General features: G+C 42.2%; 21 protein-coding genes. 19 read left to right on the forward strand and 2 right to left on the reverse strand.

Annotated features, from left to right (window positions below; genetic code table 11):
- The first annotated feature begins 155 nt into the window (after positions 1-155).
- Both CLHUN_RS01495 and CLHUN_RS01500 read left to right on the forward strand, forming a co-directional pair.
- A complete protein-coding gene (locus CLHUN_RS01495; RefSeq protein ID WP_080062802.1) occupies positions 156-755 on the forward strand; it encodes a nucleoside recognition domain-containing protein in 600 nt (199 codons plus the stop codon).
- Between the two features lie 9 nt (positions 756-764).
- Positions 765-1,295: a spore maturation protein gene (locus CLHUN_RS01500; RefSeq protein ID WP_080062803.1), complete on the forward strand. Its 531-nt coding sequence runs from the start codon at positions 765-767 to the stop codon at positions 1,293-1,295.
- Positions 1,296-1,321: 26 nt separating this feature from the next.
- Here CLHUN_RS01500 and CLHUN_RS01505 read toward each other — a convergent pair whose 3' ends face one another.
- Positions 1,322-2,380: a DUF2600 family protein gene (locus CLHUN_RS01505; RefSeq protein WP_080062804.1), complete on the reverse strand. Its 1,059-nt coding sequence runs from the start codon at positions 2,378-2,380 to the stop codon at positions 1,322-1,324.
- Between the two features lie 217 nt (positions 2,381-2,597).
- Between CLHUN_RS01505 and metG the strand changes: the two genes are divergently transcribed.
- The 8 genes from metG (at position 2,598) to rsmA (ending at position 11,348) form a co-directional block, all read left to right on the forward strand.
- Positions 2,598-4,601: a methionine--tRNA ligase gene (gene metG, locus CLHUN_RS01510; RefSeq protein WP_080062805.1), complete on the forward strand. Its 2,004-nt coding sequence runs from the start codon at positions 2,598-2,600 to the stop codon at positions 4,599-4,601.
- A 61-nt stretch (positions 4,602-4,662) separates the two neighbouring features.
- Positions 4,663-5,430: a TatD family hydrolase gene (locus tag CLHUN_RS01515; protein WP_080062996.1), complete on the forward strand. Its 768-nt coding sequence runs from the start codon at positions 4,663-4,665 to the stop codon at positions 5,428-5,430.
- Positions 5,431-5,466: 36 nt separating this feature from the next.
- Entirely contained in the window at positions 5,467-6,180 is a 714-nt protein-coding gene (locus CLHUN_RS01520) for a hypothetical protein (RefSeq protein ID WP_080062806.1), read from the forward strand.
- 194 nt (positions 6,181-6,374) lie between these two features.
- A complete protein-coding gene (locus tag CLHUN_RS01525; protein WP_080062807.1) occupies positions 6,375-7,487 on the forward strand; it encodes a 3D domain-containing protein in 1,113 nt (370 codons plus the stop codon).
- 540 nt (positions 7,488-8,027) lie between these two features.
- The gene (locus tag CLHUN_RS01530) at positions 8,028-8,522 is read left to right on the forward strand and encodes a cation:proton antiporter regulatory subunit (RefSeq protein ID WP_165755620.1); all 495 of its coding nucleotides are present in this window, start codon (positions 8,028-8,030) and stop codon (positions 8,520-8,522) included.
- 25 nt (positions 8,523-8,547) lie between these two features.
- Positions 8,548-9,762, forward strand: a complete 1,215-nt coding sequence (locus CLHUN_RS01535; RefSeq protein WP_080062808.1) for a cation:proton antiporter — start codon at positions 8,548-8,550, stop codon at positions 9,760-9,762.
- Between the two features lie 36 nt (positions 9,763-9,798).
- The gene (locus CLHUN_RS01540) at positions 9,799-10,422 is read left to right on the forward strand and encodes a YitT family protein (RefSeq protein ID WP_080062809.1); all 624 of its coding nucleotides are present in this window, start codon (positions 9,799-9,801) and stop codon (positions 10,420-10,422) included.
- A gap of 68 nt (positions 10,423-10,490) precedes the next feature.
- Entirely contained in the window at positions 10,491-11,348 is an 858-nt protein-coding gene (gene rsmA, locus CLHUN_RS01545; RefSeq protein WP_080062810.1) for a 16S rRNA (adenine(1518)-N(6)/adenine(1519)-N(6))-dimethyltransferase RsmA, read from the forward strand.
- Between the two features lie 177 nt (positions 11,349-11,525).
- Here rsmA and CLHUN_RS01550 read toward each other — a convergent pair whose 3' ends face one another.
- Positions 11,526-12,086 (reverse strand): tyrosine-type recombinase/integrase, encoded by a 561-nt coding sequence (locus tag CLHUN_RS01550; RefSeq protein ID WP_080062811.1) that lies wholly within the window; start codon positions 12,084-12,086, stop codon positions 11,526-11,528.
- A 287-nt stretch (positions 12,087-12,373) separates the two neighbouring features.
- Between CLHUN_RS01550 and CLHUN_RS01555 the strand changes: the two genes are divergently transcribed.
- The 9 genes from CLHUN_RS01555 to CLHUN_RS01595 all read left to right on the forward strand — a co-directional run bounded on the left by CLHUN_RS01555 (position 12,374) and on the right by CLHUN_RS01595 (position 21,803).
- Positions 12,374-12,742: a response regulator gene (locus tag CLHUN_RS01555; protein WP_080062812.1), complete on the forward strand. Its 369-nt coding sequence runs from the start codon at positions 12,374-12,376 to the stop codon at positions 12,740-12,742.
- Positions 12,743-12,828: 86 nt separating this feature from the next.
- Entirely contained in the window at positions 12,829-14,859 is a 2,031-nt protein-coding gene (locus CLHUN_RS01560; RefSeq protein WP_080062998.1) for a chemotaxis protein CheA, read from the forward strand.
- Positions 14,860-14,871: 12 nt separating this feature from the next.
- Positions 14,872-15,375, forward strand: a complete 504-nt coding sequence (locus CLHUN_RS01565) for a chemotaxis protein CheW (protein WP_080062813.1) — start codon at positions 14,872-14,874, stop codon at positions 15,373-15,375.
- 78 nt (positions 15,376-15,453) lie between these two features.
- Positions 15,454-17,292 carry a methyl-accepting chemotaxis protein gene (locus tag CLHUN_RS01570; protein WP_080062814.1) on the forward strand — a complete coding sequence of 613 codons (1,839 nt, stop codon included), beginning with the start codon at positions 15,454-15,456 and terminating at the stop codon, positions 17,290-17,292.
- Between the two features lie 78 nt (positions 17,293-17,370).
- Positions 17,371-18,183: a CheR family methyltransferase gene (locus CLHUN_RS01575; RefSeq protein ID WP_080062815.1), complete on the forward strand. Its 813-nt coding sequence runs from the start codon at positions 17,371-17,373 to the stop codon at positions 18,181-18,183.
- Between the two features lie 94 nt (positions 18,184-18,277).
- Positions 18,278-19,318: an HD-GYP domain-containing protein gene (locus CLHUN_RS01580; protein WP_080062816.1), complete on the forward strand. Its 1,041-nt coding sequence runs from the start codon at positions 18,278-18,280 to the stop codon at positions 19,316-19,318.
- Positions 19,319-19,415: 97 nt separating this feature from the next.
- Positions 19,416-20,774, forward strand: a complete 1,359-nt coding sequence (locus CLHUN_RS01585; protein ID WP_080062817.1) for a hypothetical protein — start codon at positions 19,416-19,418, stop codon at positions 20,772-20,774.
- An 82-nt stretch (positions 20,775-20,856) separates the two neighbouring features.
- A complete protein-coding gene (locus tag CLHUN_RS01590) occupies positions 20,857-21,267 on the forward strand; it encodes a bacteriohemerythrin (RefSeq protein ID WP_080062818.1) in 411 nt (136 codons plus the stop codon).
- A gap of 98 nt (positions 21,268-21,365) precedes the next feature.
- Positions 21,366-21,803, forward strand: coding sequence for a cell division protein ZapA (locus tag CLHUN_RS01595; RefSeq protein WP_080062819.1), 438 nt, complete (start codon positions 21,366-21,368; stop codon positions 21,801-21,803).
- Positions 21,804-21,953 lie beyond the last annotated feature (150 nt).

Consider the following 21,953-nt stretch of genomic DNA (forward strand, 5'->3'; position numbering starts at 1 on the left):
TCCACATATATAATAAGGGGAAACCCGCAGACCGGTATATGATGGATGGAGAGGTTAGCGTGAAAGATACATGTGGCAAGTCAACGTGGATTTCACGCAGCGAAAGCCACTACATGCCTTTCATTACTATTTGCGTACGGTAGATGGGAGATAGAATGCTTAATTATATATGGATGGGTTTGCTGCTTATAGGTTTTGCAGTTGGGATAGTCAACGGAAGGATTGATGAGGTGACAAAGGCTGCCATGGAGTCGGCCCAGTCCGCGGTAACTGTGTGCATAGGCCTCCTTGGAGTCATGTGTCTCTGGACAGGCTTGATGAAGGTGGCGGAAAAAAGCGGCCTGGTGGCAGGTATAAGCAGATTGGTCCGGCCTGTCATGATATTTTTATACCCGGGCATCCCGAAGGATCATCCTGCACTGGGAGCCATAGTAATGAATCTTGTGGCAAATTTCCTTGGGCTGGGGAATGCGGCTACTCCGCTGGGAATAAAGGCCATGAGCCAACTGCAGTCCCTGAACGGAGACAAAAAAACCGCCACGGACTCAATGTGTATGTTTCTGGTCATGAATACCGCGGCAATACAACTGGTGCCGGCGAGTATAATTGCCCTGCGTACAGCGGAGGGGGCTAAAAAGCCTGCTGAAATAATAGTGTGCATATGGATGGCGTCGGTGTGCGCCACAATTATGGGTATAATAGCGGCAAAACTTCTGGCCAGGGTATGGAATGAGGAAAAAAGTCAATCACGTTAAAGGTGGGCTATGGGAGTAATAAGACACATCTCGGATTATGCAATCCCTGCAATATTCATAATAATATTGTCTGCGGCGGTTTTAAAAAAGGTCAAGGCCTTTGATCTGTTCATAGATGGAGCTAAGGATGGTATAGAAACCGTAATCAAAATAATGCCGTCCCTGGCAGGACTGTTGGTGGCGGTGGGAGTGTTCAAAGCCTCCGGAGCCCTTGAAATTCTGACTTTTTTGCTGCGTCCGGTAATAGATTTGCTGGGGATGCCGCCAGAGGTAGCGCCTCTTGCACTTCTGAGGCCTATTTCGGGAAGCGCCTCCTTTGCATTTGTGACCGATATCATCAAGGCCTTCGGCCCCGATACGTATGAAGGCCGTGTGGCAGCCACCATGATGGGGTCCACGGAAACCATCTTCTATACGCTTGCGGTTTACTATGGTTCTGTGGGAATCAAAAATATCAGATATACCTTGGTAGCGGCAATAATGGCTGACATAATAAGTGTTATCGCGTCGCTCTGGGCATGCAGGTTTATTTTCGGATAAACAGTGGTCTGTAACTGGATAGATTGTTAGAAATATTTTTTAGACCGCAGCAGCCTGACAGCCAAAGTGTAAAAGGACATTCCCCTGCCTCCGGCCTTGAGCAGTGCTTTGCTTGTAATTCTGTTCATACCCTCACTTGCCTTGGGATGGGTAATGTAGATGCTCAGCAATAGTTTAACCGCAGTACGGGTATGACTCCACTCAGAGGTCCTCAATTTCAAGGCCCTGTCCGTAAAGAAAACTATCCTGTTTTCATACTCCTTGAGGTTATCATAATAGAAATCATAATTGATGTTTCCTGCAAATAAGTCATCATTATAGCTGATATAGCCTTCAAGGATTTTCTGTATGCAGCAGATCCAGGGAAAAAAGGTGCTGTTCAAATTTTCCGCCTTTTGCTCTGAAAGTTCCGGGTCTGTGGCCATGGCCAGCAGAAGCCGGATGCTCAGGGTCGAGTCGACAGCCATGCAGTATTCCCAGCATGAGAGCTGCGAATACTTTTGCCCATGGGCGGCACTCCAATTTATGAGGTTTACCTCTTTAGCATTATCATCCGAAGAAAACTTGGTAACCTGCAAATCTATGAAAAGTGAAAGAAAGGCAGCCAGATGATCCCTGATTACATGGTAGGACGGCAGCAGGAGCACTTTTTGACGGCACTTTTCCACCAGTATTGTGAGATAGCCGTCATCATCCTTGGACGGAAAAAAAGTAAAGTAGTTTTCATACGAATCGGTGCGCAGGTTCAAAGCATCCCTTAAGGATGAAAATATCAGCTTCAGAAAGGGTTCGGTGCCTGTATAAGACCGCAGACATACGGAATTCAGATATTGGACGATGGCCTCGAAGGAAAACAGTACTTCTGCCGCCAGCTCCATATTGACGTTGTCATACAGCAGGCATATGGATGAAACAGCAGCGTCAGACCTGCTCTTATCCAAGGCCTCCCGGGCGGTGGACTTTACGGAAAGCTTGCGTATCCGCTTTGTATACACCCTGTATTCCCTGATTTTTTTTTCAATAGAAGGATATATGATTTTATTATATTTTTTAGAATAACTTAAGCTTCTTATAAAACTCACCATGGTGAAGAGGCCCTTTCAATCATTTTTCTGCCAATGTCTCCTGTTTGCCTCAATATTCTCCTTGAAAAATCGAAAACAAATATGTATAGTAGTAATGGATACCACTATAAAATTATACCATGTTAGGTAACAATTAATTAATATAAATTATATATTGTAAATTTTATTATCTATTATTGCATATATTGCAAATTTTAGTAACAAATGAGGAGGAACCATGTCTAAAAAAACCTATTATATTTCAACGCCTATTTATTATCCCAGTGGAAAGCTGCACATAGGACATTCATATACAACCGTCGCTGCCGACGCTGTTTCCAGATATAAGAGATTAAAGGGCTACGATGTCATGTTTCTGACGGGGACGGACGAACACGGTCAGAAAATACAGAGAAAGGCCGAAGAAAAAGGAATAACGCCAAAGCAGTACGTGGATGAAATTGTTTCAGGCATCAAAGACCTTTGGAAATTGATGAAGATTACCAACGACAGCTTTATCAGGACTACCGATGAGGAACATGTTGAAGCAGTCCAAAAAATATTTAAGAGGCTCTATGAGCAGGGAGATATTTACAAGAGTGAGTACGAAGGCTGGTATTGTACTCCTTGTGAGTCTTTTTGGACAAAAACCCAGTTGGCAGACGGAAAATGTCCCGACTGCGGCAGAGAGGTTGAGCTGACAAAGGAAGAAAGCTATTTCTTCAGATTGTCAAAGTATCAGGACAGATTAATAAGGCATATTGAAGAAAATCCTGAGTTCATTCAACCGGTATCCAGACAGAACGAGATGCTGAACAACTTCCTGAGGCCAGGGCTTGAGGACATAGCAGTATCTAGAACTACCTTCAATTGGGGGGTGCCGGTTTCCTTTGATGACAAGCATGTGGTATATGTATGGATAGATGCCCTGTCAAATTATATTACGGCGCTGGGCTACTCTGCACAGGACGATTCCTTGTTCAGGAAATACTGGCCGGCGGATGTTCACCTGGTAGGCAAGGAGATTGTAAGATTCCACACTATCATATGGCCTGCAATGCTCATGGCTCTTGACCTGCCTTTGCCGAAGCAGGTATACGGTCATGGCTGGCTGCTGCTGGAAGGCGGCAAGATGTCAAAATCCAAGGGCAATGTGGTTGACCCTCAGATATTGGTGGACAAGTATGGGCTGGATGCCATCAGATATTTTCTGCTGAGAGAAGTACCCTTTGGTTCGGATGGAGTATTCTCAAATGAAGCCTTGATTAACAGGATAAATTCGGACCTTGCAAATGATCTGGGAAATCTGGTCAGCAGAACAGTTGCCATGATAGATAAGTATTTTGGCGGAACAGTGCCGGCAGAAAAGGTACAGGGTGATTTTGACAGGGAGTTGATAACTCTGGTAAGCGAAACCCCTGCAAAGGTGGAGGATTTGCTGGACAAGCTGCAGTTCAGTACGGCGCTTGCCGAAATATGGAAGGCCGTATCCAGGACTAACAAATATATAGACGAAACCATGCCCTGGGTGCTGGCAAAAGATGAGGCAAACAGCCAAAGGCTGGCGCAGGTCATGTACAACCTTGCCGAAACCTTGAGGATTATTGCTATTCTTATTCAGCCCTTTATGCCTGAGACTCCTGAAAAGATATGGAGCCAGCTTGGAATAACGGACAAGAGCCTGGTGGAGTGGGATAAGGCCAAGGAATGGGGAGTCTATCCTGTTGGTGCCAGTGTCAATAAAGGTGAGGTTATATTCCCAAGAATAGATTTGAAAAAAGAGCTTGAGGAGATAGAGAAAATGGCTGAAAAAGCGGCCGAAGCATCAAAGCCAATAGAAGCAGCAAAAACAAAAGAAGCGGGAAAGGCAGTTAAAACGGAGAAAAACGATGAACAGGCCGCGGATGAAACCAATGCAAACCTTATAACAATAGACGATTTTGCAAAGGTAGATCTAAGGGTTGCAAAGGTGCTTGAAGCAGAAAAGGTTGAAAAGGCCGATAAGCTGCTGAAAATGAAACTTCAGGTGGGCGGGGAGGTCCGGCAGGTCGTGTCGGGAATTGCAAAATACTATACCCCTGAAGAAATGGTAGGTAAGACTCTGATACTGGTGGCAAACCTTAAGCCTGCAAAGCTGAGAGGCATAGAATCTCAAGGTATGATACTTGCTGCCTCGGATGAGAACGGATTGGCTCTGGTGACTATTGACAAGGATATGCCAGGCGGAAGCCGGGTCGGGTAATCAACGGGGCGATTCAGGACTCTGAACAGCATTTATGAATAAAAATAAAAAAGGTGATAATTTGATTTTTGATACGCATGCCCACTACGATGATGAGCGCTTTGACGAGGATAGAGACGCCTTGTTGAAGCAGCTCCATCAGGATGGAATTTCATATATCTTAAATGCCGGCGCCAGCCCCGAATCCCTGGACAAAACCATGGAGCTGGCGGAAAAGTACCCCTTTGTCTATGCTGCATTGGGTATACATCCTCACGAGGCTGAAAAAATGAATGAGGATATTATAAACAAAATCAGACTGCTGTCTCAAAACCACAAGGTTGTGGCAATCGGTGAAATCGGGCTGGATTACTATTATGACAATTCTCCCAGGGATATCCAGAGGTACTGGTTTCAAAGGCAGATAGAACTGGCCAGGGAGTTGAAGCTGCCCATAATTATTCATGACAGGGATGCGCATGAAGATACCGTGAATATATTGAAAAAGACCGATGTCAAGCAGGTAGGCGGAATATTTCACTGCTTTACCGGAAGCGCTCAGATGGCGATGGACATGCTCAAGCTGAATCTGTATATTGCCGTGGGAGGGCCTGTAACTTTCAAAAATGCCAGAAAAACCATTGAGGTTGTAGAAGCCGTACCGCTTGAAAAGCTTTTGGTGGAAACGGACTGCCCCTATCTCTCACCTGAACCTTACAGGGGAAAAAGAAACAATTCCGGCTATTTGGTTCATGTTATCAGGAAAATTGCCGAGATTAAGGGGATAAGTGAGTCGGAAGTTGCCGAGACAACACTGAAGAATGCAAAAACTGTGTTCGGATTGAGATAAACAATAGGTCTTAATTGGTTCTCAAGGAGAGTAATTATGAAAAAGTTTATTATTATTGTTGTGTTTGTATTCCTGATCTCAATACTTATTTCATTCAATTATCTGCTGTGGGACAGAGAAAAGCAGCTTGAAAATTATCAGGATTTAAGCAATTCAAAAAATCTGAGCATAGACACTCTTGGCGAAAAAATCAATAACCTTGACAAACAAAACAAGGAGCTTGCTCAAAAGATAGGTTCTCTCACAGATGAAAATTCCCGCATTAAGAACGCCAACTATCTGCTCACATCGGAAAATCAGCAAATCAAGCAGGAGCTGTCTGATAAAAGAGAGATTATTCTGATGCTTAAAAAAAATCTGAATGTGGAGCCCTTCCAGGAAGTAGTCAGAAAATGGGCAGATGCTGTCAACTCAAAAAACTTTAAAACTGCCCAGACCTATATAAGTATATTATCAAATGATGAAATATTAAGCAGCCCAAACATTTTTAAATCAAATTATCAAAATGAAATAAAAACAATTGATCTGAAATCTTTCAAAATATACACTGAAATGACCGATGCAGAACATCTTGCTAAAATCCAGTTTGAAGCAGTTTTCCAGGTGGATAAACCGGAATCGCCCAATGCAGGCGTGGAAGAAGTTCCGAAAATGGTTTATAAGCAGGGAGAAAATCTTAAGTATTTGACAATGCAATTTGATGCGGAGGCGGGTGAATGGCGTATTTCCGAATTGTCGGATAAGCCCTGAGAAAGGGTTTCAGGCTTTTTTGTGTAATAAATACGGGTTAAGAATAATATACTAAAATCCAGTTAATAATTGCTAATGAGGGATTGAATTGGAAAAAACTTACCATTTTCTAGGCAATACATTTGACAAAATAAACCGCTTAGAATAAAATAGTCACAGTCCCTTTGAATATTTCTAACAGGAGGTTAGTATTTATGATACCGATTGCGAAGAATATTAAAAGGTATTTTTCACAAATGAATTTCCGTAATTTCGGAAGGAAGGAACACGGGAATTTATTCAAAATCAGAACATTGGATATTGCAATCATATGTATTGCCGTTGTTATATCCGTTACTGCAGGTGTCTTTGTTTTTAATGGGTTGAAAAGGCACGTGGTAATCAGCGACAATGGACGTGAAATTGCAGTAGAGACAATGAAAGCAACAGTAGGAGAGGTACTGGAGCAGACAGGCGTGACCGTAGCAGTGGAAGATTATATCAGTATGCCGTTTGACTCGAAGCTTGCAAGAATACAGGAGAACAGGATAAATATAAAGAGAGCGGTGCCTGTATCAGTAAATGTGGATGGAAAAGAGCTGGTTATAAAAACGTATAAGGATACTGTCAAAGAGGTACTAAGCGACAACGCCATAGGCGTGGACGATGATGACAAACTCGTCGGGTCTCAATTGGGAGACAAAATTGTACCTGATATGAACATTTCGATAATCCGTGTAGATGAAAAGACAGTGACTGAAGCCACGCCCATACCATATAAGACAATTACAAAAGACAACAACAGATTGGACAAAGGATTAAAAAATACAGTCAGAGAAGGAAAAGAAGGCATTAGACAAAAAACATATACGGTAGTTTATGAGAATGGAAAGCAGATTGCTAAACAATTGGTCAAGGATATTGTTGCGTCAAATCCTCTGGACAAAATTGTTGAAGTAGGTACGGTTTTAAACTACAAGACATCCAGAGGTGAGACATTAAGGTATTCTAAGGTTTTAAATATGAGGGCCACCTCATATACGGCTTCTTTTGAAGACACCGGCAAGTATCCGGGAGATCCGGGCTTTGGCATTACAGCCACCGGTGCAAGAGTAAAAAAAGGAATTATAGCAGTAGACCCGCGCGTTATTCCACTTGGAACCAGAGTTTATGTTGAGCTTCCGGGGGTTGCGGCTGACTATGGATATGCAGTCGCGGCAGATGTGGGAGGAGCAATAAAAGGAAACAAGATAGATGTATATCTTGAGACCAGCAGTGCTGTCAGCGCATGGGGAGTCAAAAAAGTAAAGGTTTACGTACTTAATTAATTATTTATACGGTGATTTATTTAATGTATGTAAGCGAAAAAAAGTATTAAAGGGACTGTTCGGGCTGATTCGATTTTTCGGATCAGCCCATTTTCTATGCATTTATTTCCTGGGATTTATGACGTGAGGTCCAAAAAACATTTGAGAAAACAGGAGATATCCGGAGATATATAGAGTAAAACGGAGATTCCAATATTAGTATTGAAGAAACAAAATTAATTGTTGAAATTTTGCCTTAAATGGGTTAAAATAAGCTTAAGATACTTCTAGAATTATAGTAATTTTCTTTTATCAGATCATAATATCTGTTATTAATTAAAAGTCAAAAGTACATCATATTTTTGTCTGTGTCCACACGCGTACAGAAGAGACATGTAATAATGCCGCATCTGGAAGGGGGTGAACATATGTTTGTCAAAAGGCAGCATAAAATCAAAACTGAATAGATTTGCGGTCAAAATGGGATGTTAAAATACATACCTGATTTTGACCGCGGGTATACTTCTATTGTCTATACTCAAAACGGAGGTATTTATAATTATGACTATTAGAGAATCTGATTTACCGAATATCGGAAGAAAGTTTGAGGTAGAGGTTCGTGAAGGCAATAAACTGGTCATTGTAGTACACGATGATGGACGAAGAGAATTGTATCACTTTTACCACGACCAGCCTGAGGACAGTGTATCAATGATAACCCTGGATGATAATGAAGCAAGATATGTAGCTGCAATTATCGGGGGGCTTGCATATAAGCCCAGGGCACTGGAAACTGTTGATGTTGCGCTGGATGACCTGATAATTGAATGGTATAAGATAGAGACCGGTTCCTACTGTGTAGGCAAGTCTATTGGGGAAATGCAGGTACGTAAAAAGACAGGGGCATCTATAATTGCCGCCGTTGAGAAAGGTCACGGCAAGCATATAAATCCGGGTGTGGATTATAAGTTTTTACCGGAATCAACTATTGTTGTCATCGGAGAGAGAAAACATCTGAAGGTGCTCAAAAACTACCTGTTTGGAGGACAAATATGAAATGTAACGAAAATTAGGAGGTAGAATGGATATATTAGTTTTTGAAATCGGTCTGGCAATTACACTGATTGCCATAGTGGGGTTTTTATCAAACAAGCTCAATTTTTCGGTCATCCCTTTTTATATATTGATAGGGATGGCTGTCGGGCCTCATGCCCCTAGTATTGGAATTATTGATTTAAGATTTATAGAAAGCTCTACCTTTATTAACTTTATGGGCCGGCTGGGCGTGCTGTTTCTATTGTTTTATTTAGGGCTGGAGTTCTCTGTAACACGGCTCATAAAGTCAGGCAAGTCGGTATTTATAGGAGGCTCCTTTTATGTCCTGATCAATTTCTCGTCAGGCTTGCTGCTTGGCTGGATGATGGACCTGCCGTTCAAGGAGATTATGGTAGTGTGCGGTATTATGACAAGTTCTTCCACTGCAATAGTGGCAAAGGTGCTTATAGATCTGAAACGTACTGCAAACCCTGAAACAGAGGTCATAATGGGCATGATAATGTTTGACGATCTGTTTATAGCAATACACATATCAATATTATCCGGGCTGCTGCTCAGCGGTTCAAAGTCTATCTGGGGTGTGCTTGCAACTTCGCTTATGGCACTATTCTTCATATTGGCAATACTTATAGTAGGCAAGAGGGTTATAAAAGCAATTGATAAATTACTTGACATACCCTCGGCAGAGCTTTTCCTGCTGGTGGTCATAGGTGTTTTATTTGTGGTTGCCGGCTTCTCGGAAACTCTCCACGTTGCGGAGGCCATAGGGGCCCTGCTTGTAGGACTGGTCATGGCCGAATCGGCTCATGCCAAAAAAATTGAGCACAATATCCTGCCCTTCAGGGATTTCTTTGGGGCCATATTCTTTTTCAATTTCGGTCTTACCATAGATCCGCTATCCCTTAGGGGAGGAGTGGCAATGGCTGTCATAGCCGCAATACTGACCGTTATAGGAAACATCGCAGCAGGAATGTTCTCGGGGCGTTTGTCGAAAATATCCAATCAGGCCTCAGCCAATGTGGGCTTTACGCTTTCGGCAAGAGGTGAATTTTCAATAATCATGGCTAATATGGGAAAGGCAGGCGGCCTGATGCCGGTGCTGCAATCCTTTGTGGTTATATATGTACTGATTCTGGCTATAGTTGCGCCTCTGCTTACGAAGGAATCAAAGCGGATATATAATTTCTGCAATTATATATATGGGAAGACTGCCGGCAGGAAACGAAAATCAAAGCCTTGAGGATGATATTTAAAGTTAATGGATGGAGGTGAATCTATGGAATTAAAAAGGATGCTTCCTTATGTAATTATTAAATACGTTTTTGTTCTTATGGGTTCAATAATGACAGCCGTGGGTCTTGAAGTATTCTTTAAGGCTCATAATCTCATCGGCGGAGGGCTGATAGGTGTTTCGGTGGTGCTGAGCTACATTAGTGAGATACCCTTGGGTGCAATTATTTTCATATTGAATTTTCCGTTTATACTGATAGAGTATTTACGCAGGGGAAAGCAGAAGCTGATAACAATAATATTTGCATTGACGTCACTTATTTACTGGATTTCAGCTATTAATTCGGATAACTGGGAATCCTATGACATACTGCAGTCAACCATTTTGGGCGGTATCTCTCTTGGAGTAGGCTCAGGGCTGATTCTGAGATATGGTGGTTTCCTGGATGGTATAGAGCACAGGAGAATAGTTGGAAAGCTCATAAATAAGAACTATTCCCCAAACAAGTATTTTATATTACTGAATCTGGTTATTGTCACTGCTGCCGGTTTCATATTCGGATGGGAAAATACTATCTACTCACTGATTGCATACATCGTTGTATTTAAAGCAATTGATTTTACTTTGGAATTATTCCACCCATTTGACCGCCTACACAGAAAAATGTGAAAATGGCCTTCAAATAACGTGTATATGATATATAATAATATTAATATCAATTATTTGAAGGAGAAATAATGAGCAGAAACAATACACTGGATGTAATAAAAAAGCATAACCTGAGGTTGACCAAGTCTCTTGGCCAGAACTTTTTAAATGATGACGATGTGGTTAGGAAAATAGTAGATGCAGCCGGCCTTGAAGAGGATACGCTGGTTTTGGAGATAGGACCGGGTATAGGCAGCATGACAAAGGAACTGGCGAAGAGAGCAGCAGGAGTTGTAGCCATAGAGATAGACAAACATCTCATACCTGCTCTCCGCGACAATTTGAGCGAGTATTCAAATATAGATATTATAAACAACGATGTCATGAAGGCGGATATTGATGCTATTATAGCGGAGTATGGCGAGAAATACGGCACAAAGTCCGTAAGGACAGTTGCAAATCTTCCATATTATATTACTACCCCCATAATTATGAGATTCCTGGAGGAAGTAAAAGGAGTCCAGGGAATGGTTTTCATGGTGCAAAGGGAAGTTGCCCAAAGAATGGTTGCAGGACCTGGTACAAAGGATTATGGAGCATTGTCTGTGGCGGTTCAGTTTTATTGCAGCCCTCACATAATATTTGATGTTCCTCCACATTGCTTTATACCTCAGCCCGAGGTGCATTCCACAATAATACGGTTGGATGTATTAGAGGAGCCTTCGGTGTCGGTTAAGGACAGGAAGTTATATTTCAAGCTGGTCAGGGCTTCCTTTGGACAGAGGAGAAAGACTCTTGTAAACGGACTCTCAAATGCAGGCTTTCTCCAGAAGGATAAGGAGCAGTTGAAGAAAATCCTGGAAGGCATGGGGCTTAAGGAAAATATAAGAGGAGAAGTGCTTTCGGTACAACAGTTTGGAGAGCTGTCAAATTTGTTGACACTGTAAACCGCAAAAGAAAAAAGTGACAGTTATGTATTAAAATGCATAATTGCCACTTTTATTTTTTTGAGGAAAATATTAACGTATCAATTTTATTATTATGTTACATTACGCTCTTATTTGTCATTATACAACATAATTTTACCAAATTCTATACTATATTTGAGTGTTAATCCAAAAAAGTTAAAACTGAACCAATGAATACAGCTCATCCTTCTGATCCTGGTTGATACCTATATACCGGAGGGTAATGCTTTGGGAACTATGATTGAAGGTGTCCATTATCAGGCCCACATTATATTTTGACATGTTATAGGTCCAATATCCCCAGGTTTTTCTCAAACTGTGGGTTCCGAAATTTTCCACATTACAAAAAACCGCAGCTTCCTTTAAAACCCTGTAGGCCTGGACTCTGCCGATATAGCCGCCTTTTTGGCTGGTAAACAAGTAGGATTCGTGCTTTAAATTGGAAACTTTTATATATGAATTGATATTCTTACGAAGAGAATCGTTTAACTTGATTTTCTTCTCTTTCCCGGTTTTCATTTCCTTTAAGGTCAGGTAATCACGGTATTCTCCTTTTTCATTCAGAATATCTTTTACTCTCACCGAAAGAATATCGCTTATTCTCAAACCCGTATTCAGCCCAAATTTAAATAATAATCCGTATTTGGGGTCTTTACCATTTAAAAAATAATAAATTTGCTTTATTTTGGTCTTATCTCGTATGGGTTCAACTGTCATGGCAACTTCCTCCGAGTTTACAATTCTTTGTAAAATTATATCAATAATTGTAAATTAATGTAATTTTAAATAATGAAACTATTATAGCATATAATTGATGTTTTTATACATTTATAATTTGCAATTTTTAAGGATTTGCAAAAAGACTATGACTGTAGTCACAGGTATATCATGTGATTCTGAAATAAAAATAATGTAACATAATAATAATATTGTTACATTAAATATTCGGATTATATAAATATCTTTTAAACATATTATTTTTACTATGAGGATGGTGTACGCTTATGTCCAAAGTTCTGGTTGTAGATGACGCAATTTTTATGAGACAGGCTTTGAAATTGATACTGGAGAGAAACGGGTTCACAGTGGTGGGAGAGGCCGAAAATGGAAGGATAGCAATACAGAAATACAAAGAGCTGACTCCCGACCTTGTAACAATGGATATAACCATGCCGGAGGTAGATGGTATCGAGGCTGTCAAGGCAATAAAGGCAATCAATCCCGGCAGCAGGATAGTCATGATATCCGCCCTGGGGCAGGAAAGCCACATCAGGGAGGCCATAATGGTGGGTGCCTCGGGATTTATCGTAAAGCCTTTCAGGGAAGAAAACATAGTCAAGGCTCTTGGCAAATATAAAGGTGAAGCCGGCTGACAGGTCTATGGGAAAAGGTCGTAGGAATTGTCCATTATTAACTTAAATACGAGGTGGCTGACTTGGACTTCATCAACACTGAACCAATGCAGGAAATGTTTGTTTTTGAAACTGTCCAGCTTATTGAAGAGCTTGAACAGATAATTTTATACAGTGAAAAGAAAAACGGACTTGAGAGCAGTATAAACGATATTTTCCGGATTATGCACACTTTAAAAGGTTCTTCGGCGATGATGAGCTTTAGCAATATTTCCATATTGGCGCATTCCGTTGAAGATATATTCTATTTTTTGAGGGAGAAAAAGCCTAAAACGGTTGACTACCTGCAGCTCACAGATTTGATGCTGAAGGTTATCGATTTCGTGGGCAGTGAGGTAGGCAAGATAAGGAACAAGGAAGGGGCCGATGGTGATCCCTCAAGCATCAGCCAGACCCTTGCGGATTTTTTAAGTCAATTGAAGGAAGGCTGTCCCAACACTGGAGAAGCAGGAACCGGTGCGGTTGACAAGAAACATATGGGCCAGGCAGGAGAGGGACATTATTCCTATAAGGCAACAATAACCTTTGAAGAAGATTGTCAAATGGAAAATCTCAGAGCATTTTCAGTTATTCATGCACTTCAGCAGGTGGCGGGAGATATCCGCCATATTCCGGAGGATATTTCAGATACAGAAAACTGCAACAGGGAGATACGGGAAAGCGGCCTGACGGTATTATTTAACTGCCCTTTGCCTGAAGGTGAGGTGAGGCAGCTTCTGGAAGAAACCATGTTTCTCAAGGAGCTGACATTGGAATACAGGTCCGCGGATGCTCCCGGCAAAGGCAGGGCAGAAGCCGGAGTGACAGGAGCTAATGAAGCAGGCGGAGCAAATATCCCTGAGGCTGAGGAAGCCTGCAAAGGGCAGAATTGTGAAGATAATACCTATTCACACGATAAAATGTCAAACCTTTCAAAACAAAACTTTATAAGTGTAAATATTCAAAAGATGAATAAATTGATGGACGTGGTGGGGGAACTGGTTATATCAGAGGCAATGGTGACACAGAATCCTGAGTTGAAAGGCCTCGAACTGGAGGGCTTCAAGAAGGCAGCACGGCATTTGAAAAAGATAACAGGTGAGCTTCAGGATATAGTTATGTCCATGAGGATGGTGCCTCTGTCCATGACCTTCCAAAAGATGAACAGGATTGTCAGGGATATGTCCAGAAAGCTGGAAAAGGAAATCAATTTTGAAATAATCGGTGAGGAAACCGAGGTGGACAAAAATATAATTGAGCATATTTCCGACCCCTTGATACATCTGATTCGAAATGCCATAGACCATGGTATTGAACCGGCAGAAGAAAGGGAATTAAAGGGCAAGGAAGCGACGGGTAAAATAACGCTTGAGGCAAAGCATTCAGGAGGAGATGTCTGGATTATTCTGAAGGATGACGGAAAAGGGCTGGACAGAGACAAAATAATTCAGAAAGCCACAGAGGGCAGGCTTATCCAGAGGCCAGTCAGCGAAATGACAGACAGGGAGATATACTCCATCATTTTATTGCCCGGCTTTTCCACTAAAGAGGAAGTGACGGAATTTTCGGGGCGCGGAGTTGGAATGGATGTGGTACTCAAGGATATGGACAAGGTTGACGGGTCGGTGTTGATTGACAGCAAGCCGGGCAGCGGAACGACAATTTCCATGAAGATACCTCTGACACTGGCAATTATGGACGGCATGACAGTAAGTGTGGGAAGTGCCACCTATACCATTCCCATAGCCTCCATACGGGAATCGCTCAATATTACTGAAGATGATGTTATAAAAGACCCCGAAAACAATGAAATGATTATGCTCCGTGGTCTATGTCATCCCATAATAAGGTTACATAAGCTTTTTAATGTAGTTCCAGGGACAGACAGGCTTGAAGAGGGAATCTTGATACTGGTTGAAAGTGAAAACGAAGGTATATGCATATTTGTTGATAAGCTTATAGGTGAACAGCAGGTGGTTGTAAAGGCATTGCCCCAGTATTTGAAAAAGGTGCAGGGAATTTCAGGATGTACGTTATTGGGCGATGGCAGTATAAGCCTGATAATCGATATAGCAAGCCTTATAAACAATAAACGATGAAAGGAGAGCGCCATGGCTTCGGTATTGGAAGATAACTTTGAAATTCAAAACGAGGATACGCAAAAAGGAAGATTCTTGACATTTACACTGGGAGGAGAAGACTACGGCATAGAAATCAAATACGTTACTGAAATTATTGGAATCCAGCCCATAACACAGGTGCCGGAACTGCCTGATTACCTGAAGGGCATTATAAACCTGAGAGGAAAAATAATACCTGTAATGGATGTGAGATTGAGGTTCAGAAAAGAACCGCTGAAATATACCGACAGAACGTGCATTATTGTCATTGACATAAATGATACGTCAATCGGCATGATCGTTGACACGGTATCTGAGGTGGTTTCCATAGATGATGAGAACATTATGCTGCCTCCGGATGCAAAAACCGGCTTTAACAACAAATATGTCAAAGGAATAGGAAAAATGGGAAGTGAAGTAAAGCTGCTTTTGGACTGCGGAAAGATTTTCAGCACAGATGAGGAGGAAATGCTGAGCAGCCTTGCACAGGCCTGATTCTCTATAATAAATATCATTATTTACCGGAACATTTGGAAAAATTTTTAAAATACTTATCTGGACAGGGGGCTTTTTATGAGTTGGTTTAAAAATATGAAAATCGCAGCAAAGCTGATTGCGGGTTTCGTTGTTGTTGCATTGATAGCAGGTATCGTGGGAGTGGTAGGCATTATAAATATTATCAACATTAATGATGCGGATACGGAATTATATGAAATAAACACTGTTCCAATCACCGACCTGGCCACGGCAAATGAAAAATATCAAAGAGCAAGGCTGAATATGCTTAATATAATTATCAATACTGATTCCCAATCAATGAATGAAAATATGACAAAAATCAATCAGTTCCTGGGGGAAATGCAAGTAGCTCTGGACAACTTCGGGAAGAACATCATCAACAGCCAGATCAGCACGGAATACAATTCTCTGATGAAGACAGTCAATGAAGATTTCCTGCCTTATACCAAACAAGTTACAGATCTGGCAATGTCCAACAAGGGCAGTGAGGCTCATCAGCTTACCAAGACAAAAGGAGATGAGCTGAATAAGAACATACAGGCACATTTTGATAATCTATTCAAGCTCAAAGTGGACGATGCCAGCAAAAAGTCAAACAGCAACAGCAGTGCAGCTCAAACTGCAATTGTTATGATGACTGTCTTCATTGCAGTGGGAATGCTGTTGGCAGTGGGGCTTGGCTTATTCATATCAAGGATTATAAGCAATCCTGTCAAAAAGCTTGTTGAAGCAGCCGACAGGCTTTCAATCGGAGATGTTGAAGTAAATGTTGAAGCCGAATCAAAAGATGAAATAGGTACGCTCATGCTTTCTTTCTCCAGAATGGTGGAAAATATACGCGGACAGGCTGTCATTGTTGAGAAAATGGCGGCAGGAGATTTGACCATTGATGTAAAAGTCAGATCGGATAAGGACCTTCTGGGTAAAAAACTCAGTGAAATGATTGAAACCAATAATGAAGTGTTGGGAAATATCAATCTTGCATCCGAGCAGGTTGCTCTTGGAGCAAGACAGGTATCCTCCTCAAGCCAGATGCTGTCCCAGGGTTCAACTGAGCAGGCCAGCTCGGTGGAAGAGATCACATCATCAATGACCCAGGTTGCCGCCCAGACCAGGCAGAATGCCCAGAATGCCAGCCTGGCCAATGAACTTGCCGTATCGGCAAGAGAGAATGCTTCAAAGGGCAATTCACAAATGCAGGAAATGGTTAAGGCCATGGCTGAAATCAATGAATCCTCATCAAATATATCCAAAATAATAAAGGTTATTGACGAAATCGCCTTCCAGACAAACATACTTGCATTGAATGCTGCAGTGGAAGCCGCCAGGGCAGGGCAGCACGGAAAAGGCTTTGCAGTGGTGGCCGAGGAGGTAAGAAATCTTGCTGCCAGAAGTGCCAATGCGGCGAAGGAGACCACTGAAATGATAGAGGGCTCCATCAAGAAGGTTGAAGTGGGTACAAGAATTGCAAATGAGACGGCAGCAGCATTGGATGAAATAGTGGGCGGAGTGTCAAAGGCGGCAGCCCTGGTGGGAGATATTGCGGCGGCATCAAATGAGCAGGCCGCAGGCATATCCCAGATAAATACGGCCATTGAGCAGGTTGCCCAGGTAGTACAGACCAATTCGGCAACTGCGGAAGAGTGTGCCGCTGCCAGCGAAGAATTGTCAGGACAGGCAGATATGCTCAAGGAATCGGTATCAAGATTCAGACTGAAAAAGATCAAGGCCTCCTATGCTTCAAATGAGACCCTGACACCTGAAATGCTCAGACTGATTGAGGGAATGATCGATAAGAGAAAAAACAGGGAATATCCAGGTATGCATGAGGAGGAAGCCGCAGCTTCAAAGCTGAAAATATCACTGGACGATAAGGACTACGGAAAATACTAGAGGACGAATAATAAGGTGTCGAAGAGACCTGCCCCTTCGGCACTTTATTCACGTGCACATCCGGCTTGAGAGGTAGATATGAGGCAAATTACGCAAAAGGAGTTTACTGACCTGGTAAACTATGTAAAGAAAAACTATGGTGTGAATCTGACTCATAAAAAATCACTGGTGGCGGGAAGGTTGATAAATTATCTTTCCGAGAACCACTATGCCAGCTTCACAGACTATATGAACCACATAATATCCGATAAAACCGGACAGGCTGCCGTAGCCATGATTGACAGGCTGACAACAAATCATACATATTTTATGAGGGAAAACCAGCACTTTGATTATTTCAGAAATAACGTACTGCCTTATCTTGAGAGGGCCTGCGGCAAGAAAAAGGATATGGGCATATGGAGTGCAGGCTGCTCAACAGGTCAGGAACCTTATACCCTGGCTATGCTGATGGAAGATTATTTTGGTACGTCAAAAAGTGAATGGGATACGACAATACTGGCCACGGATATATCAACAAAAGCCTTGAACAGAGCTGCGGCGGGAAATTATACAAAGGATGACTTGTCCGCATTGCCGGAAAAGTGGAAAAAAAAGTATTTCACATTCCTAACCGACGAAAATTACAAGATATGTGACAGAATCAGCAAGGAAGTCATTTTCCGGAGATTTAACCTTATGACGGAGCAATTCCCGTTCAGGAGAAAGTTTCACGTGATATTTTGCAGGAATGTCATGATATATTTTGACGCTGCAACAAAGCGCCAATTGATAAATAAATTCTATGAAAGCACTGAGGAGGGCGGGTTCCTTTTTATAGGGCACTCTGAATCTATTGGAAGGGAAGAGTCCGGGTACAGGTGTGTCATGCCGGCAGTATACAAGAAATAGCTGCCGGTGCCGGGGCGGCAACCGGCACTTGGCCATATAACCGGATATGTATACAGGAATCTGGCAGATTATATGACATTGAGAGGAACAGGACATGAGCATAATAACAATTGATTTGATGCACACCGGAGAGGGCCATGTTTTGGCAGAAGATATATATAACAGCCATGGAGCACTGCTTGTAGCTGCGTATACCACCTTAAACAGGTATATTATCGACAGGTTTCACGAATTCGGGATACAGAGCCTGAGAGTCTTTGACCCGGAAGCATTGAGCGAGGAAAGAAGGGCACTGAAAAGCTTTGAAAAACAATACAGGAATAAGGTGCTTGAAACCAAGGAACTGATAAGAGAAGTCATTTTTAGCAGGAAGCTTGACAATTCCAGGCTTGACCGGCTTGCCGGGTGGATAGAATCAGAAGTCAGGGAAAACCGGTATATTATCGGCTGCCTGTCTGCCATCAGAAAATTTGATGAATATACCTACTGCCACAGCCTGAATGTTGCATATTATTCCTCTCTGGCAGGCAGGTGGATGAACCTGTCTCCGTCTGATATGGACAATATCATCAAGGCCGGGCTGCTGCACGATATAGGGAAGATACGGGTACCCAGGGAGATATTGAATAAAAAGGGCAGGCTGCTGCCGGAGGAGTATGAAGCAATAAAAAAGCACAGTATATATGGCTTCAATATGCTTGAAGGTGCCACGAAACTCCATGACAGTGTGAAAAAAGCCGTACTGATGCATCATGAGAGAGAGGATGGCTCGGGATATCCCATGGGACATTCCGGCGAAGATATCCAGTTGGGCGCAAAAATAATAGCAGTTGCAGATGTGTATGATGCTATGACCTCCGAACGGGTATACGGAAAAAAGCATACACCCTTTGAGGCGTTTGAAATGTTTATGACCGACGGGATGGAGCAGTTTGACAGAGAGGTGGCAGCTACCTTTATTGAACGGATAATCCCCTGCTATGTGGGGGCCAAGGCAGTCCTGAACACCAAGGAAACCGGAGAGGTTGTATATATACCCAACCATAGTATAACAAGACCTGTTGTCAGGCTGGAAAATGGGTACATTGACCTGAACAGCAGCAAGGAGTATGAAATAACATCGGTATATTTCTGAGAATATTAATAGTCTTATTTCCTGTTGCCCTACATATATTTTAATGTTAGGGCATTTACCATGCCTGTGACAAATAAACAGAAGGAGAATGTTTGCCATGGGTGACAATTACCAGAGACTGTTTTATATATTTCAGAACATGGAAAATAATCTAGGCAGACCTACGGGATATATAAAGGTTGAGATAAACGGCCGGGTTGCAAAGCTGCAAATATCATTAAGCAACATGAATACCAGACCGGGTCTTAATTACCGGATTTATGGAATCAGCGCCAAGGGAGAAAAGCTGAACCATACCGTCATAGCTGATATTGAAAGCCGTGGAGGAAGGGCAGATATCAGGCTGGATACGGACCGGGGCTCCATAGGCAGCAACCGGCTTGATTTTGAGGATATAAATGTGTTTGCCTTGATAGCCGAAATACATGACCAGTTCAATTCAATCGTATGCCCCCTGGTTGCATACAGAGATGGGCAAGTCCAGTGGCGGCAGGAGTTTGAAGCCGCTCTTAAAAAATACGCCCAGGCAGCCCGGACAGTTTCTGAGAGGAGTGAAGCTGCTGTCATTGAAGCTGTGGAAGCTCCCGGCAATGCAGCCTTACAAGCCTTTGAAACAGATAATGCCTCAAAAGCTGTTTCCCCGGAGGGAACACCGGTTAACAGGATATTTGAGGAGGAACTTGAGGAAGAGGAAACGGAGTTTGACGGGTCGGATTTATCGGACCTGACTGATTCAAGCAATGACGGCTTTCAGGAACAGCCCGGACATTTTGAAAATTCACCTTTGGAGGCAAATTCAAGTCATGAGACTGATTCCACCAGAAAGGCCGGTGAATTTCCTGATTTTGATATTGAAGGCATGGGCACAGGCCGGGAGGAGCTGGAGGATGCCAGCCATGATATGATAACCAGCAAGTTTGATACAACGCTTTCAAGCATGTACACTCCAGAAAAAGAGGGATTGCCTGCCGACAATGATATCATAAGCAATGCTGAAAGAAATTTCAGAGAAATATCCTCCATTGCGGAGGGGGATACTGCAAGAAATGAGCTGGACATTGATATACTCAAGGAGGAACTGAACAGGAGCTTTGAAGTGTGCAGCCCGTTCAATACCAGAAGCAAGCGGTTTAAGTGGTGGAAAATCAACAGCCCCGGATATCTTAACAATATACTTTTCAGAAACAATGTGAAGACATACCTGCTGTTTAACCCAAAGGTCATGCTGGCGCATTATAAATACCGGTATATTATCTTCGGCATACGATACGATAAATATTCAGGAAGAGAACGCTTCGTATGCGGGGTTCCGGGGGTATACAGCATAGATGACAATCCGTTCGGGAGCATGGGGAGCTGGGCCCAGCTTGAAGGCTACAAGCCGAAATATGGCGCATTCGGCTACTGGATTATACTTATTGATCCCAGAACAGGTAAATTAATAAAATTAAAGTAAAATATTGTCGTTTCAGTACATTGCATATGGGTATATAATATGAGATGAATTATATTTTGTGAGGTATTGGGAGGGCGATATAATGGCGGCGATACAATGGAGAGACAGTTATGCAATAGGTATTAAGGAAATTGACGATCAGCATAAACAGTTGTTTGACGCGGTTGATAAGCTTTTTTCTGCCTGTGGACAGGGCAAGGGAAAGGAAGAAGTGGGCAACACTTTAAAATTCCTGGAAGACTATACAAAAGTCCATTTTGCAGATGAACAGCAGTTGCATATTAAATATAACTATCCTGAGAGAATGAACCACAAAAATATCCATGAGAACTTTTTGAAGAATTTTGAAAAATTAAAACAGGAATTTGAAGAAAAAGGGGCGGGAGTCCTTTTTGTGTCGACAGTGAATAAATTGTTCCTGGATTGGCTTATAAAGCATATAGGAAGTATGGACAAGGCTTTTGCGGTTTTTGTGAAAGAACAGGAAAAATAAATGTTTGCCGAATAATAGAATAATATAGTATAATAAAGGTAATTACGGAAGGCTATGTTTAGGCCTTTTCCCAGCGAGATTAAAGGAGCTGATTTACCTTGACCTCAAAAAATAAGGTTGTTATACGTATAGCCGGAAAAGATTATACGCTTGTTGGAATAGAATCTGACGAATATATTCAGAAAGTCGGTTTATATATCGACAGGAAAATGAATGAAATACTTATGCGGAACAACAGACTCAGCACTTCACTTGCAGCGGTACTTACCGCTATAAATGTAGCAGATGATTTTTTTAAGACCCGTGAAGAGGAAGTAGCTTTGAGAAAAGAGAAGGAAGCTGTCAATGAAGAGCTGGAGAGACTGAGAAAAGAAAACCTCCAGTTAAAGGAAGAAAACGGCGGTCTCACGGCGAAAAACACCAAACTGCAATTGGATTTGGCAAAAAGAGAAGCTGAACTGGGAGAAGTCAGAAATTCCATTGACAAGGGAAGCAGGTCGGTAGTCCAGAAGACTTTGAGCGGGTACGACATGTAGGTTTTTATAGCTGACACAGCCAGAGGAACATTCCTCCGGCTTTTTTGTTTTTATTAAGAGCTTTCAAAAATTGTGAGTTTTTTATATTATATAATAGGAAAAGGCTTGCTTAAGGCAGCCGGGAAATTCCGTACAGGAAAGAATTGAAGG

This window comes from Ruminiclostridium hungatei (genome assembly GCF_002051585.1).
In the GTDB taxonomy this organism is placed as follows: domain Bacteria; phylum Bacillota; class Clostridia; order Acetivibrionales; family DSM-1351; genus Ruminiclostridium; species Ruminiclostridium hungatei.

Excerpts from the sequence above, each read along its gene's own strand:
- CLHUN_RS01495 (WP_080062802.1), top strand. The coding sequence starts at position 156 with ATGCTTAATTATATATGGATGGGTTTGCTGCTTATAGGTTTTGCAGTT.
- CLHUN_RS01590 (WP_080062818.1), top strand. The coding sequence starts at position 20,857 with ATGGCGGCGATACAATGGAGAGACAGTTATGCAATAGGTATTAAGGAA.
- CLHUN_RS01560 (WP_080062998.1), top strand. The coding sequence starts at position 12,829 with ATGCAGGAAATGTTTGTTTTTGAAACTGTCCAGCTTATTGAAGAGCTT.
- CLHUN_RS01500 (WP_080062803.1), top strand. The coding sequence starts at position 765 with ATGGGAGTAATAAGACACATCTCGGATTATGCAATCCCTGCAATATTC.
- CLHUN_RS01575 (WP_080062815.1), top strand. The coding sequence starts at position 17,371 with ATGAGGCAAATTACGCAAAAGGAGTTTACTGACCTGGTAAACTATGTA.
- metG (WP_080062805.1), top strand. The coding sequence starts at position 2,598 with ATGTCTAAAAAAACCTATTATATTTCAACGCCTATTTATTATCCCAGT.
- CLHUN_RS01555 (WP_080062812.1), top strand. The coding sequence starts at position 12,374 with ATGTCCAAAGTTCTGGTTGTAGATGACGCAATTTTTATGAGACAGGCT.
- CLHUN_RS01550 (WP_080062811.1), bottom strand. The coding sequence starts at position 12,086 with ATGACAGTTGAACCCATACGAGATAAGACCAAAATAAAGCAAATTTAT.
- CLHUN_RS01580 (WP_080062816.1), top strand. The coding sequence starts at position 18,278 with ATGAGCATAATAACAATTGATTTGATGCACACCGGAGAGGGCCATGTT.
- CLHUN_RS01530 (WP_165755620.1), top strand. The coding sequence starts at position 8,028 with ATGACTATTAGAGAATCTGATTTACCGAATATCGGAAGAAAGTTTGAG.
- rsmA (WP_080062810.1), top strand. The coding sequence starts at position 10,491 with ATGAGCAGAAACAATACACTGGATGTAATAAAAAAGCATAACCTGAGG.
- CLHUN_RS01540 (WP_080062809.1), top strand. The coding sequence starts at position 9,799 with ATGGAATTAAAAAGGATGCTTCCTTATGTAATTATTAAATACGTTTTT.
- CLHUN_RS01585 (WP_080062817.1), top strand. The coding sequence starts at position 19,416 with ATGGGTGACAATTACCAGAGACTGTTTTATATATTTCAGAACATGGAA.
- CLHUN_RS01565 (WP_080062813.1), top strand. The coding sequence starts at position 14,872 with ATGGCTTCGGTATTGGAAGATAACTTTGAAATTCAAAACGAGGATACG.
- CLHUN_RS01535 (WP_080062808.1), top strand. The coding sequence starts at position 8,548 with ATGGATATATTAGTTTTTGAAATCGGTCTGGCAATTACACTGATTGCC.
- CLHUN_RS01520 (WP_080062806.1), top strand. The coding sequence starts at position 5,467 with ATGAAAAAGTTTATTATTATTGTTGTGTTTGTATTCCTGATCTCAATA.
- CLHUN_RS01570 (WP_080062814.1), top strand. The coding sequence starts at position 15,454 with ATGAGTTGGTTTAAAAATATGAAAATCGCAGCAAAGCTGATTGCGGGT.
- CLHUN_RS01505 (WP_080062804.1), bottom strand. The coding sequence starts at position 2,380 with ATGGTGAGTTTTATAAGAAGCTTAAGTTATTCTAAAAAATATAATAAA.
- CLHUN_RS01525 (WP_080062807.1), top strand. The coding sequence starts at position 6,375 with ATGATACCGATTGCGAAGAATATTAAAAGGTATTTTTCACAAATGAAT.